At 60.9% G+C, this 15,590-nt stretch carries 18 protein-coding genes; 12 read left to right on the top strand and 6 right to left on the bottom strand.

The window, feature by feature from the left end; genetic code table 11:
• Positions 1–1,347: DUF6531 domain-containing protein (locus tag CQ002_RS27780; RefSeq protein ID WP_244913416.1), on the bottom strand; the 1,347-nt coding region annotated here is incomplete at its 3' end.
• Between the two features lie 253 nt (positions 1,348–1,600).
• On the opposite strand from CQ002_RS27780, the gene CQ002_RS27775 reads away from it, so the two are divergent.
• Both CQ002_RS27775 and CQ002_RS27770 read left to right on the top strand, forming a co-directional pair.
• Positions 1,601–4,102: a TonB-dependent siderophore receptor gene (locus CQ002_RS27775; RefSeq protein WP_105162053.1), complete on the top strand. Its 2,502-nt coding sequence runs from the start codon at positions 1,601–1,603 to the stop codon at positions 4,100–4,102.
• A gap of 134 nt (positions 4,103–4,236) precedes the next feature.
• Positions 4,237–4,566: a hypothetical protein gene (locus CQ002_RS27770; protein ID WP_034104451.1), complete on the top strand. Its 330-nt coding sequence runs from the start codon at positions 4,237–4,239 to the stop codon at positions 4,564–4,566.
• 4 nt (positions 4,567–4,570) lie between these two features.
• On the opposite strand, the gene CQ002_RS27765 is transcribed toward CQ002_RS27770, so the two are convergent.
• Entirely contained in the window at positions 4,571–5,470 is a 900-nt protein-coding gene (locus CQ002_RS27765) for a LysR family transcriptional regulator (protein WP_069023488.1), read from the bottom strand.
• 108 nt (positions 5,471–5,578) lie between these two features.
• Between CQ002_RS27765 and CQ002_RS27760 the strand changes: the two genes are divergently transcribed.
• From CQ002_RS27760 to CQ002_RS27745, 4 genes are all read left to right on the top strand, one after another.
• Positions 5,579–6,631, top strand: a complete 1,053-nt coding sequence (locus tag CQ002_RS27760; RefSeq protein WP_034104455.1) for an AbrB family transcriptional regulator — start codon at positions 5,579–5,581, stop codon at positions 6,629–6,631.
• Between the two features lie 66 nt (positions 6,632–6,697).
• Positions 6,698–7,393 carry a fumarylacetoacetate hydrolase family protein gene (locus tag CQ002_RS27755; protein ID WP_105162054.1) on the top strand — a complete coding sequence of 232 codons (696 nt, stop codon included), beginning with the start codon at positions 6,698–6,700 and terminating at the stop codon, positions 7,391–7,393.
• Between the two features lie 36 nt (positions 7,394–7,429).
• On the top strand, positions 7,430–8,338 hold the full coding sequence (locus tag CQ002_RS27750) for an AraC family transcriptional regulator (protein ID WP_105162055.1): 909 nt from the start codon (positions 7,430–7,432) through the stop codon (positions 8,336–8,338).
• A 74-nt stretch (positions 8,339–8,412) separates the two neighbouring features.
• Positions 8,413–8,859 carry a GNAT family N-acetyltransferase gene (locus CQ002_RS27745; protein WP_105162056.1) on the top strand — a complete coding sequence of 149 codons (447 nt, stop codon included), beginning with the start codon at positions 8,413–8,415 and terminating at the stop codon, positions 8,857–8,859.
• Between the two features lie 531 nt (positions 8,860–9,390).
• Here the strand turns inward: CQ002_RS27745 and CQ002_RS27735 are convergent.
• A complete protein-coding gene (locus tag CQ002_RS27735) occupies positions 9,391–10,335 on the bottom strand; it encodes a sensor domain-containing diguanylate cyclase (RefSeq protein ID WP_098466340.1) in 945 nt (314 codons plus the stop codon).
• 247 nt (positions 10,336–10,582) lie between these two features.
• Between CQ002_RS27735 and CQ002_RS27730 the strand changes: the two genes are divergently transcribed.
• Positions 10,583–10,831 carry a DUF1652 domain-containing protein gene (locus CQ002_RS27730; protein ID WP_034104467.1) on the top strand — a complete coding sequence of 83 codons (249 nt, stop codon included), beginning with the start codon at positions 10,583–10,585 and terminating at the stop codon, positions 10,829–10,831.
• Here the strand turns inward: CQ002_RS27730 and CQ002_RS28385 are convergent.
• Positions 10,828–10,968, bottom strand: a complete 141-nt coding sequence (locus tag CQ002_RS28385) for a hypothetical protein (protein ID WP_164403577.1) — start codon at positions 10,966–10,968, stop codon at positions 10,828–10,830. The genes CQ002_RS27730 and CQ002_RS28385 overlap by 4 nt on opposite strands.
• Positions 10,969–11,192: 224 nt before the next feature.
• Here CQ002_RS28385 and CQ002_RS27725 point away from each other — a divergent pair, with 224 nt between their 5' ends.
• The 4 genes from CQ002_RS27725 to CQ002_RS27710 are packed head-to-tail and all read left to right on the top strand — an operon-like array spanning position 11,193 to position 13,019.
• Complete coding sequence (locus CQ002_RS27725) at positions 11,193–11,504, top strand: YXWGXW repeat-containing protein (RefSeq protein ID WP_034104469.1); 312 nt, start codon at positions 11,193–11,195, stop codon at positions 11,502–11,504.
• Positions 11,505–11,527: 23 nt separating this feature from the next.
• Positions 11,528–12,106, top strand: coding sequence for an RNA polymerase sigma factor (locus CQ002_RS27720; protein ID WP_098466341.1), 579 nt, complete (start codon positions 11,528–11,530; stop codon positions 12,104–12,106).
• Positions 12,103–12,534, top strand: coding sequence for a hypothetical protein (locus tag CQ002_RS27715; RefSeq protein WP_105162057.1), 432 nt, complete (start codon positions 12,103–12,105; stop codon positions 12,532–12,534). The genes CQ002_RS27720 and CQ002_RS27715 overlap by 4 nt, the downstream gene beginning before the upstream one ends.
• The gene (locus tag CQ002_RS27710) at positions 12,531–13,019 is read left to right on the top strand and encodes a periplasmic heavy metal sensor (RefSeq protein WP_098466343.1); all 489 of its coding nucleotides are present in this window, start codon (positions 12,531–12,533) and stop codon (positions 13,017–13,019) included. Before CQ002_RS27715 ends, CQ002_RS27710 begins: the two co-directional genes overlap by 4 nt.
• Before the next feature lie 57 nt (positions 13,020–13,076).
• Here CQ002_RS27710 and CQ002_RS27705 read toward each other — a convergent pair whose 3' ends face one another.
• Entirely contained in the window at positions 13,077–13,391 is a 315-nt protein-coding gene (locus CQ002_RS27705) for an SCP2 sterol-binding domain-containing protein (RefSeq protein WP_016969749.1), read from the bottom strand.
• Positions 13,392–13,447: 56 nt separating this feature from the next.
• A complete protein-coding gene (locus CQ002_RS27700) occupies positions 13,448–14,158 on the bottom strand; it encodes a histidine phosphatase family protein (protein WP_105162058.1) in 711 nt (236 codons plus the stop codon).
• A gap of 195 nt (positions 14,159–14,353) precedes the next feature.
• Here CQ002_RS27700 and sohB point away from each other — a divergent pair, with 195 nt between their 5' ends.
• Entirely contained in the window at positions 14,354–15,379 is a 1,026-nt protein-coding gene (gene sohB, locus CQ002_RS27695; protein ID WP_034104482.1) for a protease SohB, read from the top strand.
• The last annotated feature ends 211 nt before the right edge of the window (positions 15,380–15,590 follow it).

Here is a 15,590-nt window from a genome sequence, read left to right as displayed (position 1 = left end):
CGCCAGCGAGTGACTCCAGCCAAACCCCAACCCGCAATCCACTTCCACTGCACTGGTGCGGTACAAGCGTGTCCACTCAAACGGCAGAATCCCGTCCAGCGTCCCATCGGTCAGGGTCAGCAGTTCCTCGCCCGTGACCATCGACACCGGGCAACCGTTCGTGGCGGTTTTGTCCGAAGATGCAGCGGCATCCCCATTGGGATTGCGAGCAGTAGACGGCACGTCATCCACGTGCTCTTTCTGCTTCAGCACCGCGTTCTGCCGCGCCTTCCAGCGCATTTGCATCGTGCCTTGCCTGAGCCCGCCAACCACGCCGCGAACCGCGACCGCCTTGTAGCGATCCACCGCCTGCATGAACGTCGTCAGAATCGCCAAAAGGCCCCTGACAAATCCCACCGCCGCATCAAGAGTCCGCGATCCGTACTTGACCAACCGCAAGCTCAAATACGCCACACCCGCTGCTGGCAAGGCGATGGTCAACACCGCGCCAATCACCAGGTCAATCAGCAGCGATACCATGAACCCAGCCGCCACTTCGGCAATTTCGTCGGGGGGCAATGCGTCCAGCCAGATCATTGCTGTGCGCAGCAACAGGTACAGCGCGGCTTCATCACTGGCGAGTAACATCGCCTGTTCCATGACCTTGGGTGCAGCGGTGGCGATTTGCGCCAATTCGGCGGCTGCGGCGCCCAACTGCTCGACGTAGTTCAGCGGGGCTTCAAGAATCGCCTGGACCTGCTTGATGCTGTCCCACACTTCGCGAATCGCCGCCCAGCTGCCTGCCAATACGCCGCTGCCAATCGCGCTGGCGGTTGACCGCTCCCAGTGCGGTTTAAAGCCAGACCACTGTGCCCGGAGCCACTGCTCCAAGTCCCCCATCAGTCCGGCGTAAGAGGCAAACAAAGCCTCGACCTGTTCCTCGGACACTTCGCCCTGCACCCGCACCTGATAGCGCCTGCCTGCCGCGCAGTGGTGGGAACCCTGACCCCGTTCATCCAGCATCACCACAGTGGAACGGCCGTCATCCAGGTCGATGACCTCCACCGGGATATTGCCAATCGGCACGTCGTACACCGACTCGAACAGGCTTTCGATCTTCAGTTCACCGCCCATCGGGCACTGGGTCACGGTCGCGAAGTCAGCATCTGAAATGCTTGCCGAACGCTGCGAATCCCCGGCCCGCAACACCCGGTCCATCCCCAGCAACGACGGCATGTCCAGCCCATGGCTGACCGAATCCAGCGCACGCGAATACCACGCAGCCATCTGCTGGCGATACATCACCAGGCTTTGATGAAAGCCATCCAGTTCATGGTCGATCAGGGCAATGTGGGCAGCGTGGGTCATCCGTGACGTCTCGACAAAGGGCAAGGCGTCGGAGCATGCCGCAGCAAAAGGCGTCTGGATGAACGGATAAAAAATTCAGAAAAGGCCGACTACGCAGGTGGAAAAACCGCGAGAAGCCCACCCGATGGACTACACAAAAAACCGACAAACCTGATTGCAGCATTGCTTCTTAAATAAAAATCGCTCGCATCCTTGCCCGATTTCCCGACATGGCCGTCATGGTTAATAGAACCTCCATTACGCAGGATTTCCCATGTCGCGCCTTGCTCGTCCCTTGCATCCACTGGCCTTGTCAGTGGCGATGGCTTTTGCCGCCGTGCCGTTACTGACCGTCCAGTCGTCCTTCGCCGAAGAGAGCAGCAGCGCGGAGCGTCGCTTCTCGATTCCTGCCGGCGACTTGAGCCAGGCACTCAATAGCTTGGCCGAGCAGGCGGGCCTGGTACTGGCCTTCGATGCAGGCTTGACGCGGGGCAAGCGCAGCAAGGGGCTGAGCGGGCAATACGACACCGATGTGGCGTTGAACCAATTGCTCGCCGGCAGTGGCCTGCAAGCCCTGAAGATCGCCGGTGACCGTTACCGCTTGGAAGCCACCCCAGATAACGGCGGCGCCATGGAGCTGCAGGCCACCACTATCAGTGGCGCGTACCAGGCTGAAAGCCCGAACGGGCCAGTGTCCGGTTATGTGGCGACGCGCAGCTTGTCGGGCACCAAGACCGATACCGCGCTGATCGAAACCCCGCAGTCGATTTCCATCGTCACCAAAGACCAGATGCGCGCGCAAAACGCCGAGAGCCTCAACCAGATCCTGCGCTACAGCGTCGCCGTCATCCCGGAAACCCGTGGCGCCACCGCGTCGCGCCTGGACCAACTGACTATCCGTGGTTTCGCCCCGGCGACTTACCTTGATGGCCTGCGCATGCCATCGAGCCGTGATGCCTTGCCGCAGAAAGACGCTTTCGACCTGGAGCGCGTAGAAGTGCTGCGTGGCCCGGCCTCGGTGTTGTACGGCCAGGGCACGCCGAGCGGTGTGATCAACATGGTCAGCAAGCGCCCGCTGGATACCCCGTTTCATGAAGTGGGTGTGGAATACGGCACCTTCAACAAGAAGCGCACCACCTTCGACTTGAGCGGCCCGCTGGATGATCAGGGTGTGTACGCCTACCGTGTGGCCGGGCTTTTCGACGATGCCGATGGCCAGGTAGAACACACCGAGACGCGCCGTCAGTCGCTGTCCAGTGCCTTCACCTGGCGCCCGGACGATGCCACCTCGCTGACCCTGCTGGGCCATTTCCAGAAGGACCCCAAGGGCGCGTCCTACGGCTCGGTGCCGGCCTGGGGCTCTGTACTGCACAGCCCGACCGGGCGCAGCATCGATGTGGATTTCTACGATGGTGAAAAGAACTTCGAGAAAAGCGACCGCGAGTACTACTCCATCGGCTGGGCGTTCGAGCACCACTTCGATGACGTATGGACCGTACGCCAGAATGCGCGGTACCTGCGCAGCGAAGGCCAGTATCGCAGTCTCTATAACAACTACTTGCTGACGGATTACCGCACCATCCGCCGCTCGACCATCGCCAGCGATGTCGACATGGATGCCTACACCCTCGACAACCAGTTGCAGGCCAAATTCGAGACAGGACCGTTGCAGCACACCTTGTTGATGGGGCTCGACTACCAGAACAACAGCACCGACACCCAGTCCGGTTCAGGCGTGTACACCGCAGGCCCGACCCTGGATATCTTCGATCCGGTCTATGGCGCGGCGGTCCCGGTGCCGGCCTACACCACCGACGGCACATCGCGCAGCGAGCAGACCGGCGTGTACCTGCAGGAACAGATGAAGTGGGACAAGTGGGTGTTGCTGCTGGGTGGCCGTTATGACTGGGCCAGCACCGATAACAGTACCCAGACCATCAGCAGCGGCGCCAAGAGCAAGTCGTCCTTGGACAGCAAGGCGTTTACCGGGCGTATCGGCCTGGTCTACCTCTTCGATAATGGCCTGGCGCCGTATGCCAGCTACGCGGAGTCGTTCAACCCGCAATCGGGTACTGGCTACGGCGGCTCGGTGTTCAAGCCGACCGAAGGCAAGCAGTATGAAGTCGGCATCAAGTACCAGCCGCCGGGTAGCAACAGTTTTATCACCGCCGCGATCTTCGACCTGCGCCAGACCAACGTGCTGACCACCGACCCGGATCCCACCCACCTGTGTGGCACCGGGCGCTGCCAGAGCCAGGACGGCGAAGTGCAATCGCGTGGCTTTGAGCTGGAAGGCAAGGCCAGCCTCAACGATAACCTGGACATCACCGCAGCCTACGCGTACCTGGACAATCGCATCAGCAAGTCCAACAACACCGTGCGTTATGCACCCATCAGCGATATTGGCGCAGGCCCGGCCATCGCCGCCGAAGGCACCACTACCTATGGGGTTCCGCGCCACACGGCCTCGGCCTGGGCTGACTACACCTTCCACGACGGTCACCTCAAGGGCTTCGGCGCCGGTGCAGGCGCGCGTTATGTCGGGTCTTCCTGGGGCGATACCGCCAACACGCTGAAGGTCCCGGGCTACACCTTGTTCGATGCCGCCGTGCACTATGACATCCCGAACATCACCAGCCTGAAGGACAACCTGCGCCTGGCGCTCAACGCCACCAACCTTGCGAACAAAGAGTATGTCGCGTCCTGCTACTCCTATTCGTGGTGCTGGTATGGCTCGCAACGCACCGTGCAGGCGAGTGCGACCTACCAATGGTGAGGTGAAAAAAAGCTACGGCCTCGCTGGCTGGGGGGCCGGTGATACCGTGCGCAGTAAGGCAATTTAATGGCCCCCCTGTCACCCAATTCTCGCCAGAATCACTTTTATTTTCAGGTGGTTAGGTGGGGATGCAAATGCGCACTGTTGGAATCATGCTGATCGCCTGCTCCCTGGCCGGCGGCGCGGCTGCCGTGCAGGCACGGGAGCTGCGCGAGGGTGACAAGTACATGTGCAGTTGGGGCGCCGGTACGGCCGCCAGGGCCCAGGAGCTCAAGTTGTCGGGTGTGTCGCTGTACGCGGCGCGGCAGAAGATCCAGACGATGAAATTCAACAAATCGTGGATGCGCATGATGGCCATGGGCATCACCGAACAAACCTACGACAGCCGTTCACGGCTCAAGCCCGAGGCGATTCGCCAGGGCTTCTACCAGGATTGCGTGCGTTACAAAGTCGCGCGTAAATGATCGCCTAGCGCGACAGCGGTGAGCTGGCATCTTCCTGGAAGTACACCTTCGCCGTTTCAATAAATCGTCGATTGGCCTGGGACAGGTACTCGCTCGCACGCCAGCACAGGTTGAAGTGCATGAACTGTGCAGGCTCGAAAGACACGCCCGCGAGCCCAGGCTCCTGTTCCTGCACCGAGCGCAGCAGGGTTGATAGGCCCATCCCGTTGCGGGTGGCCGTAATCACCAGTGGGACGAAATTGCTCTCCAGGGCGATGGTGAACCGCACGCGTGCGCTGTTGCAGAAGGCATCCAGCAGATGGCGCTGCAGGAAGGTATTGTCGAATACCAGCATGGGCTCGTCCTGCAGCCGCGCAGCCGGGATGGAAGACGCGCCCGCCAGCGGGTGCTGCTCCTGCATGCATAGCACCATTTCATCGCTGCCCAGCAGCACCGACTCCCAGTCCGGGTCCACACGCCGTGACTCCAGCAACGCGACGTCTATGTCCCGTGTCGCCAGGCGCTCACTGATGTCATCGGCACTGCCTTCCACTACATGCATGGCGATACCGGGGTAGCGCGCGCGAAATTGCATCAACAGTTCCGGAATATGGCGGATGCCATACATGGGCGGTACGCCGACGCGTATCTCGCCGCTATGCAGTTGGGTCAGGTCTTGCAACTCACGGCGAGCGCCGGCCAAGCCTTGCAGGCAGGCTTCGGCACGTGCCAGGAACAACTGGCCTTCGGCGGTCACGCTGATCTGCCGCGTGGCACGGTTGAACAAGGCGACGCCCAACTCATCCTCCAACCGGCTCACCGCCATGCTCAACGCCGGTTGTGCCACGTGTAACGCTTGGGCTGCCTTGGTGAAGCTGCCTTGGCGGGCAATCTCGACGCAGTACTCTAGCGCTTTGAGGTTCATAAGGCTCGCATAACAAAGTGTGATGGATGGCTTAACAAATGGATATTTTCTGTGATGAAGGCAAGTCTATAACCTGTCGGCATTCTTCTCCATGCCGAGTGCCAGACAATGCTCAACCTTCGCCCATACTGGCTCCTCACCCTGATTGTCGGCGCGTTAGGCGGCAGCCTCGCCAGTTGGGCGGGGTGGCCGTTGCCCTGGGTGATCGGCTCGCTGGTGGCCGTGATGCTCACGCGCTGCGCCGGTGGCCTAGTGCCGGAAATTCCCCATGGCCGTCAAGCCGGGCAACTCATCGTGGCGGTCGCCATCGGCTGTCATTTCACGTTGCCGGTGATGCAGCAGGTGGTGGCTCATTTGGGGTTGATCGTCACGGCCGTGATGCTGACGCTGGTGCTGGCGTTGTGCTCGGTGTTGATCCTGCACCGCTGGGGCGTGACCTTCGGCACGGCGTTCTTTGCCTTGATGCCCGCCAACTCCAGCGAGATGGTGCACCTAGGGCGTCAACGCCAGGCGGATACCAGCTTTATCGCCGCCGCCCACAGTCTGCGCCTGCTGCTGATCTTGTTGACGGTGCCCGCAGTTGCCACGTTCGGCATGCCGGCTGTGACCGCGCATGCGCCGATGCCGGTGATCTGGCCGTGGCTGATCTTCATTCTGGCGATGAGTTGGCTGGCGGCCCTCGGTTTCAAGCAGTGCAAGCTGCCCAACCCGTGGACGTTCGGGCCGTTCCTGATCTGCGCGGTGGGGGTGAGCTGCAATCAGTTGTCGATGAGCATGCCGGGGTGGCTCAGTGGTAGCGGGCAGTTGCTGATCGGCTGTGCCTTGGGCGTTGCCTTTGACCGCAGTTTCATGCGCCGCGCACCGGGGTTGCTGGCCAAGGTGATGCTGTTATTGACTGCTTCGGTGGTCACCACCGCGCTGGCTGCCTGGGCACTCGGTACGGGGTTAGGCATGCCATGGCTGTCGCTGGCCCTGGGCATGATGCCCGGCAGTGCGCCGGAAATGAGCCTGACCGCCGAGGCCCTGGGCCTGGCCGTCACCCTGGTGACGGCGATGCAGGTGATCCGCATGCTGCTGATCCAGGCGGCTTGCCTGCCGCTGTTTCGCCTGCTGGATCGGGCCCCGCAGGTGCAAGCACCGGCCAGTGCAAATTCTGCGTAAGCCTGTCCAACTTAGCGGCGACATCCCTGGCCATACTGGCGCCAGGTAAATGAAGAGGCACAGGCCATGACTGAATACGTATTCACCCCCGCGCCAACCCCATCCCTCGCTGTGCAGGACAGCGCTGCACGCTTCCCGCTGCGCCGTGTGTTCTGCGTGGGCTGTAACTACAGCGAACATGCGCGTGAGATGGGACATGACCCGGACCGTGAACCGCCATTCTTCTTTATGAAGCCCGCGGACGCAGTGGTTCCGGCCGAAGGCGTGATCGCCTATCCACCGTTGACCGCCGACCTGCACCATGAAGTGGAACTGGTGGTGGCCATCGGCAAGGATGGCGTGGATATCCGTCCGGAACAGGCGTTTTCGCACATCTGGGGGTATGGCGTTGGCATCGACCTGACACGCCGCGACCTGCAAGCCCAGGCGAAAAAGCTTTCGCGTCCGTGGGAATGGGCCAAGGCCTTTGATGAATCCGCGCCAAGCACCGCATTGCATCCGGTGAGCGCGGTGGGGCATCCGTCCAGCGGTCGAATCTGGCTCAAGGTCAATGGCGAACAGCGCCAGGTGGGCGACTTGGCCGACCAGATCTGGTCTGTCAGCGAGGTGATCAGCCATGCCTCCCGATCCGTCGCACTGAAGGCCGGCGACCTGATCTTCACCGGCACGCCCGCAGGCGTCGGGGCTCTGCAGCCGGGCGATGTGGTCACTGCCGGTATCGACGGGCTGGGTGAGTTGCGTTTCACCCTCGGCCAGGGTTGAGGCTAAAGTGGTGCCCAGGCCACCCGAGAGACCGTTATGCCAGGCACCCGCGTCACCACCTACGGCATGGAACAGCGCAGCGACCGCCCCGACTTCTACATCCGCGACAAGCGCGGGCGCGCGGCGCTGACCAGCCCGCATCGCCATGAGTATTTCCAGATCCAGATCAACCTTGGCGGCGACACCGTGCAGCATATCGGCGGGGCAGTGCGTCCATTTCCGCACAAGGCCCTGGCGTTCATCCTGCCCCATCGGCTGCACGTGATTCCTCATCCCGAGGGTGGCGAGTTCATGTTGATCAATTTCAGCCAGGCGTTTTTCCTGCCGCAGCTGACCTGCGATCCATTGGACCTCGAAGATATTCCCATCGGGCAGGCCCCCGAGCTGTCGCCGTTTCGCTTCCAGGAACAGTTGGATTTCATCCTCGACGACGCGGCGTTTGACCAGGTGAAAACCTGGCTCACGCATATGCGCGAGCTGGATGCCCACCGTACCTTCGGCGCCCGTGAGCGCCTCAAGGGCTACCTGTTTCAACTGATCGGCCTGGTCTGCGAACAGTACGCCGAGCCCCTGCAAGCCTTTGCCGCCAACAATGCCACCCAGCGTGGGCGCAAGGATGCGTTGGCGCGTGTGCAGGGGTACATCCGCGAGCATCTGCACGAGCCGAGCCTCAGCCTTACCGACACGGCGGCCGCCGCGTTCCTTTCACCCAACTACCTTACCCACCTGTTGCGCAAGGAAACCGGCAAACCCTTTTCCCACTTGGTGCTCGACCGTCGCATGCAGCTGGCGCGCACCTTGTTGCTCAACAGTGCGCAGATGGTTGGGGCCATCGCACACCGCTGTGGGTTTACCGATGAGGCGTACTTTTCCCGCTGTTTTCGCAAGGCCCATGGCTTGGCGCCGGGGCAATTTCGTCGCCAGCAGCATGGCGAGGCTGTGTAGGGCGCTTTACAAATCCACGACATTTACAGTGTTTCTATTTGCATACAATTGCGTCCTTCATGAGGGAGGCCAATATGCAAACGCTCATCCGCGCGGCGACGCAGGACGATGTCGATACGCTGTTCAATATCCGCACTCGCGTGGTGCAAAACCACTTGAGTGTCGAGCAGATGGCCCAGCTGGGCATCACGCCGCAGGTGCTGGCCGACAGCATCCGCGAAGCGCCCTGTGCATGGGTCGCCGAAGTGGATGGCCAGCCGGTCGCCTTCAGCATGGTCGACCTGGCCACGGGCGAGGTGTTTGCGATGTTTGTGTTACCGACCCACGAGAATCTGGGTCTGGGCCGCCAACTCATGGCGGTGGCCGAAACCGCGTTGTTCGAACGCCATGCCACACTCTTCTTGGTTACGGATGGGCGTGATGAAATCCGTGCCAACGGATTCTACCAACGCCTTGGCTGGACGGTGACGGGGTCGGTCGAGGGCGACGACGTACGTTACGAGAAGAGCAGGGCGCAGTAAGGTCATGCGCCCCTCCGAGCCGTCATCGTCCAACAGTTTGCGCTACTTCGTGCTTGGAGTGCTCTGCGTCGCGGTCGTGCTCGGGGTCTATTTTGTGCGGCTGAACGCTCAGGTGGACCGCGCGCGGGAAGCCGCCAACGAGCGTTTGACGCTGTGCCGACACGTGGAAAGTGTGGCGCGTTCGGTGCAGCCCGATAACCCTGAAACCCGAGATACTTGCGTGCGGTTGAACAGGCGTCTACCGAATAGTGTGACGCCGCCTTAATCCAATAACCCTTTCTTATACGTGGAAATATGGGCGGTAGTTGCACCAAAAAGTGGCACTTATATACTTCGCTACCTTAAAAAATGTGTGGTTATTGAATGACTTACGACACTTTTAATCCGACGAAAGGATAAAAATAATCTTGTGACAGCTTTTTCCAATCGGTAATATAGCCGGGCGTTCACCTCCCACGGTTTATGCATTTTTAAATCCCAAGTTTCCATCAGCTACTTGGGATTTTTTTTGCCTGTCATTTGACCTTGGCGTCAAACTTCGGCTTCGGTGAACTCCGCACGCATCCGGCCATTGCGTTTGGCCTGGTACAGCAACTTGTCGACGTCTTCGACAAACGCCAGCATCGGGCAATCCTGAGTGACGATCCGGGTGCCGACACCCAGGCTCAGGGTCAGCAGGTTCGATACTGGCGAAAATCCATGCGTGATCTGTTGCTGGCGGATCAAATGCAGGCAGCGTTGTGCCACTTGCCTGGCCGATGCCGCATCGGTTTCCGGTAGCAACCACACGAACTCTTCGCCGCCGATGCGCGCAATGAAATCCCGTGGGCGGTTGGCGGCCTGCGACAAGGTATGCGCGACTTGGCGCAAGCATTCATCGCCCTTGATATGGCCATAGTGGTCGTTGTACTGCTTGAAAAAATCGATATCCAGAATGATCAGCGACAGGGGCAACTGGCTGCGCTGGGCGCTCGCCCATTCGCGTTCGAGCACGGTGTCGAACATGCGCCGGTTGGCGATGCCGGTCAGGCCGTCCTGGTAGGAATACTCCTCGAGTTGCTTTTGCAGGCGCACCAAGTGTTCCTCGGTCTTCTTGCGCTCGCTGATATCGAACATGAAACCGATCAGCGCCTCGACCTCGCCGTCCTTGCGCACCACATGCACCACGTCGCGGATCCACACGTAGTCGCCATCCACGGTCAACGCCCGGTAGTCGGCCTCGTGATCCACCCCCGCGCGGGACTGCGATACGCAGAAATTCACCACGTATTCGCGATCGTCCGGGTGCATGCGCTCGACCCAATCGTCGACGCTGACCCAGCTTTGCGGGGTCCAGCCGAGCAGCGCTTCGATCTGCGGGCCGATATAGCTGAAGGTCATGGTCTGCCAGTCGATGCGCCAGGGGATCGCCTTGGTCGACTCCAGCAAGGTTTTGTACACGTCGCTGTCGGGCTGGCTCGGTGGGTCGATGCTCATGGTGGGTTGCTCAAGATGATGGCCAAATGCCAATAGCGTCTTTTGATCGATGCGCGGAGTCAAGTGCGTACCGCAACAGCAGACGAGAGGTTGTGCGCAGGGTTTTCTGGCGCCAGCGGATCGGCGTTTACGGCGCGAAATGAGGCTTGGCTAACACTTTTTCACGAATGCTCCCATGCCCAGCAAAACCTCATCTACTCTGGTTCCATCTCAACCACCGGGTGGGGCCCAGGGAAGGGGACTGATCATGATTTCAATCGTTGAATTCAATCGCATCATGGCCTCCGGCTTTCTGCCGCTGGCGTGCGATTGCACGCTCAATAGCGATGGCTCGTTGCGCATCAACATTTTCGAGCCGGTCTCCGGTCGGGTCGACCTGCTGCTGACCGGCGTGTCCCCTGAAGGTTTGGACAGCATCCGTTCCATCTCAAACCTGATTGGCGAGCTGCGCACCGAGATCAAGGCCGGGCGCCGTGGGTTTGCAGCGGTGAGCTAGCCGTTGACGGCGTGGGTCGGCGTATCGAGCGCGCCGTAATAGCGCCAGCAGCAATGGCGGTGTTCCGGCAGGATCACGCAGCCACTGAGGCTGGCGATCAGCAGTGCGGCAACCAGTATGTAAAGTCGGCGGTACATGGTGTTTCCTCTTCGGTTGATCAGCGTTAATCCTTCAACGCTGCCACGTGCATAAATCCGTCGCGAAGCTTTCAAACATTTCATCAAGCCTCGCCATCCCTTGGGCAATACTGCCTCCGTTCACTGCCCAGAAATAATTCGCGCTCTCCGCGACGGATTTTGCGCTCCCCAGCGTTCAACCCATCAGCCACCCACACTTTCGCGGATGGCATGAAGGAGTTGCCATGAGACCCCTGGCCAAATTGCGTTTTGCCTTGCTTGCTCCGCTGGCCCTTGCTGCGTTTGCCAGCACCCCGGTATTTGCCCAGCCCGAAATCATCATCCGCCAGGCGCCACCGCCGGAGCGCGTAGAAGTGATCCCCGTTGAGCGTCCGGGCTACGCCTGGGACCGTGGGCACTGGCGCTGGGAAGGGCGCGGCTACGGTTGGGTGCCCGGTCATTGGCAACCGGTGATGCGCAACGCACGCTGGGAGCCCGGCCATTGGGAGGCACACGGCCCCAACTGGTACTGGCGTGAAGGGCATTGGATCCGCTGAACCCTTAGCCGAGAATTGCCCGATTGAAAGACACTGATCCGGACGTTGAACTGCTGGCGCGTATCGGTAACAACGAACCTGCGGCCGTCAACGAAATGGTGACGCGCAAGCTGCCGCGCCTGCTGGCGCTTGCCAGTCGGATCCTGGGGGATGCCGACGAGGCCAGGGACGTGGCCCAGGAAAGCTTCCTGCGTATCTGGCGCCAGGCTGCCAGCTGGCGCAGTGGCGAAGCGCGCTTCGACACCTGGCTGCACCGCGTGGCACTCAACCTGTGCCATGACCGTTTGCGGCGGCGCAAGGAACGTCCGTTGACCGAGGAGGAGGCGCTTGAGCTGGCGGACAGCGCGCCCTCTCCGGATGAGCAGGTGGAAACCGCCGACCGTAGCGCACGCATGGCCGCCGCCCTGGCAGCGCTGCCTGAGCGTCAGCGTGAAGCGATTGTGTTGCAGTACTACCAGGAGCTGTCGAACATCGACGCCGCGGCCCTGATGAATATCAGCGTCGAGGCACTGGAGAGCCTGCTGTCGCGGGCCCGACGCCAGTTGCGCAGCCAACTTGCCGACACACCCGGGCTCGCCCGCCCAGGAAGGGGAAAGTCATGACACCCGAACGATTTGCTTATCTGGCCGAGGCCTATGGCGCCGATGTACAGCGGTGGCCCCCGGCTGAACAAAGCGCGGCCAAGGCGCTGCTGGACAGCGGTAATGCGGTTGCCGGCGAGGCGTTGCAAGCCGCTGCCTGGCTGGATGCGCACCTGGACAGCCATCAACCGGTTTTGGCCGACTCGGCATTGGCCAGACAGATCCGGCAGTCTGCACCGCGCCGTGCATCGTTCTGGTCGCGCTACGCCGGTTGGCTTTCACCGGCAGGGCTGGTGGGGGTGGGCATTGCCGGCGTCGTCACCGGTATGCTCGTGGCGTCCATGAGTGTGCCGCTGCCGATGTTGTCGTCCGAGGTGCTGCCCAGCGTCTTCGATCAGGGGGATGCGGAAGTCGTCTTCACCGTCAACGCCGAGGAAACCGAGCAATGACCGCCCAATCCCTGAAACCGTGGTTGCTTGTCTCGGTATTGCTCAATGTGTTTTTGATTGGCGGGGTGGGCGGTGGCCTGTACCACTGGATGGCCAGCGCCCAGCCTGCCGAAACGGTGGTCAACCAGCACGGTTTGCGCCAGGCCATGGTCAAGTTGCCGCCGGCGCGGCGCAGGGAATTGCGTCAACTGTTGCGCCATAACAGCGCTGACAGCCAGCCATTGATCATGGCCGGACGTTCAGCGCGCCTGGGGGTGATCCACCAGTTGGAGGCGCCGACTCTGGATCGAGATGTGCTGGTCGCCGAATTGGCCAAGGCGCGCGAGGCGGATATGGCGCTTCGCGCGTTGGTGGACACCACACTGGCGCAGTTCGCCAGCACCTTGCCTCAGGTCGAGCGGCAGAAACTGGTGGAGGCGTTGTACCTGCGTGGGCAAGGGAAACCTGGCGGAAAACTCAAGGAGCCGGCAGCGGACTCAAGATAACGGGCAAAAAAAATCCCGCCGGGGCAGGCGGGATCGGGATTCAGGGTTGCCCGTGAATCAAGCCGGGAACAGTTCGCTCAGCTTCATGGCCAGCATCATGTCGCCTTCGGTGCGCAGCTTGCCGCTCATGAAGGCCTGCATGCCGTCGGTGTCGCCGCTGACGATACCTTCCATGGTCTCACCGTCGGTCACCAAGGTTACCTGGGCGTCAGGGTTTTCGCCTTCCAGCAGTTCGCAGGTGTTGTTTTTAACCACCAGCGAGAAGTTCTGGGTGTCGTCGATACGGAAACCGAACACCAGATCCAGGCCGTCAGCGGCGGCTGGGTTGAATTTGGCTTTCATTGCTTCTACAGCTTTGGCTACGTCAGTCATGGTTTCGATCCTTTAAGGTAGAGTCCAGTGACCTTGGGGTCACGGTTGGCCGCAGTTCATCGGAAGGTGATGAGCTGCGGCGCCTTCAACAGTTGCAAGTGGGTATGGCTGTTGAAGGAAGCCAGTGCCACCTCGCGCCCGCGGAATTTCAGCTGGTTGAGCGAGGTGTTAACAATTTGCCAGTTCAGTTCGAAGGCCTGGGCGGCGGGCATTCGGGTAATCAGGTGGAGCAGGGCAGTGATGGTGCCGCCGGAGGTGAACACCGCGATCTTCTGCGTGTTGTCCGCTGCTTCAAGAATACGTTGCAGGCCGCCCTGGACCCGTTCCACGAAGCCCAGCCAGCTTTCCAACCCGGGCGGATCGTAAGTGCCGGCCAGCCAGCGCTCGATGATCAGGGCGAAGATGCGCTGGAATTCACTGCGGTTCTGCGCGGCATTGCGCAGGATTTCCAGGGCTTCGGGTTCAGTCGTGAGCAGGTCGGGGAGCAGCGCGCGGATAATCGCTTCGGCATCGAATTCGTTGAAGGCGCTGTCGATTTCCACTGCCGGTACCGGCAGGCCGAGGGCACTGTATTGATCGAAGGCGGCGCTGGCGGTGTGCTGCTGGCGGCGCAGGTCGCCGGCCACGCAGCGGTCGAACACCAGGCCCATGTCTGCCAGGTGGCGACCGAGCACTTGCGCCTGCTCCACGCCGACGGGCGACAGGACGTCGTAGTCGTTTGCACCGAAAGAGGCTTGGCCATGTCGAATCAGATAAATGCTGCCCACGTCCGTTTTCCCGGTACGTTGAAAGTCTGGCGAGGTTATGAGGATGCCTTCGAGCTGTCAATGAAAAAACATACGCTTGTTTTAAAAGCTCGTTGGAGCCCGTCGTTGCTGGCGGTTTGATCACTGGCTCGAACGCGATACCGCCGGTATGCTGGGGCAATCCGCGCCTGGCGCACCGCACCTGTAAGGAGAAATATGGATTTTTTGGCCGAATACGCGAGCTTTCTGGCGAAGACCGTCACCCTGGTGGTCGCTATTCTGGTGGTATTGATCAGCTTTGCCGCACTGCGCAGCAAGGGCCGTCGCAAGTCCGCCGGCCAGTTACAGGTCAGCAAACTCAATGATTTCTACAAGGGCCTGCGTGAGCGCCTGGAGTCGAGCCTCCTCGACAAGGACCAGCTCAAGGCCTTGCGCAAGTCCGAAGGCAAGGCCGAAAAGAAGAAGGGCAAGCAGAAGGCCGAGGCCAAGCCACGGGTGTTTGTCCTGGACTTCGACGGCGATATCAAGGCCTCGGCCACCGAGAGCCTGCGTCATGAAATCACTGCAGTGCTGAGCCTGGCCACGCCCAAGGACGAAGTGGTGCTGCGCCTGGAAAGCGGCGGCGGCATGGTCCACAGCTATGGGCTGGCATCATCGCAGCTGGCGCGTATTCGCCAGGCGGGCGTGCCATTGACCGTGTGCATCGACAAGGTTGCGGCCAGCGGCGGCTACATGATGGCGTGCATTGGCGAGAAGATCATCAGCGCCCCGTTTGCCATCCTCGGTTCCATTGGCGTGGTGGCACAGTTGCCCAACGTCAACCGCCTGCTGAAGAAGCACGATATCGACTTCGAAGTGCTGACGGCCGGCGAGTACAAACGCACCCTCACGGTGTTTGGCGAAAACACCGAGAAAGGCCGCGAGAAATTCCAGGAAGACCTGGACATCACTCATCAACTGTTCAAGAACTTCGTGTCGCGCTACCGTCCACAGCTGGCGATTGACGATGTGGCGACCGGAGAAGTGTGGCTGGGTGTTGCAGCCCTCGACAAGCAACTGGTCGATGAGCTGCAAACCAGCGACGAATACCTGGCCACCAAGGCCAAGACTGCCGAGGTGTTCCACTTGCACTATGCCGAGCGCAAGAGCTTGCAGGAGCGCGTAGGCCTGGCGGCCAGCGGCTCGGTAGACCGCGTGCTGCTGACCTGGTGGAGTCGGTTGACCCAGCAACGCTTCTGGTAACCCGACCTCCAGAATGTAGACGGTCCCCTGTGGGGGCGGGCGTGCCCGCGAATGCGATGTCTCAGTCAGTGCACCTGTTTCTGACACAGCGCATTCGCGAGCAGGCCCGCTCCCACATTCAGTTCGGTGCCCGCAGGGGGAGTTGTTGCGGGATTGGGGTATCGGGCTACGCATCAATATCCCCACCACCAACGCCCCCAGCAGCCCCAAC

Origin of the sequence: Pseudomonas sp. MYb13 (assembly GCF_002980075.1) — a bacterium.
GTDB classification, from domain to species: Bacteria; Pseudomonadota; Gammaproteobacteria; order Pseudomonadales; family Pseudomonadaceae; genus Aquipseudomonas; species Aquipseudomonas lurida.
This window is presented reverse-complemented; position numbering and strand designations above follow the sequence as displayed.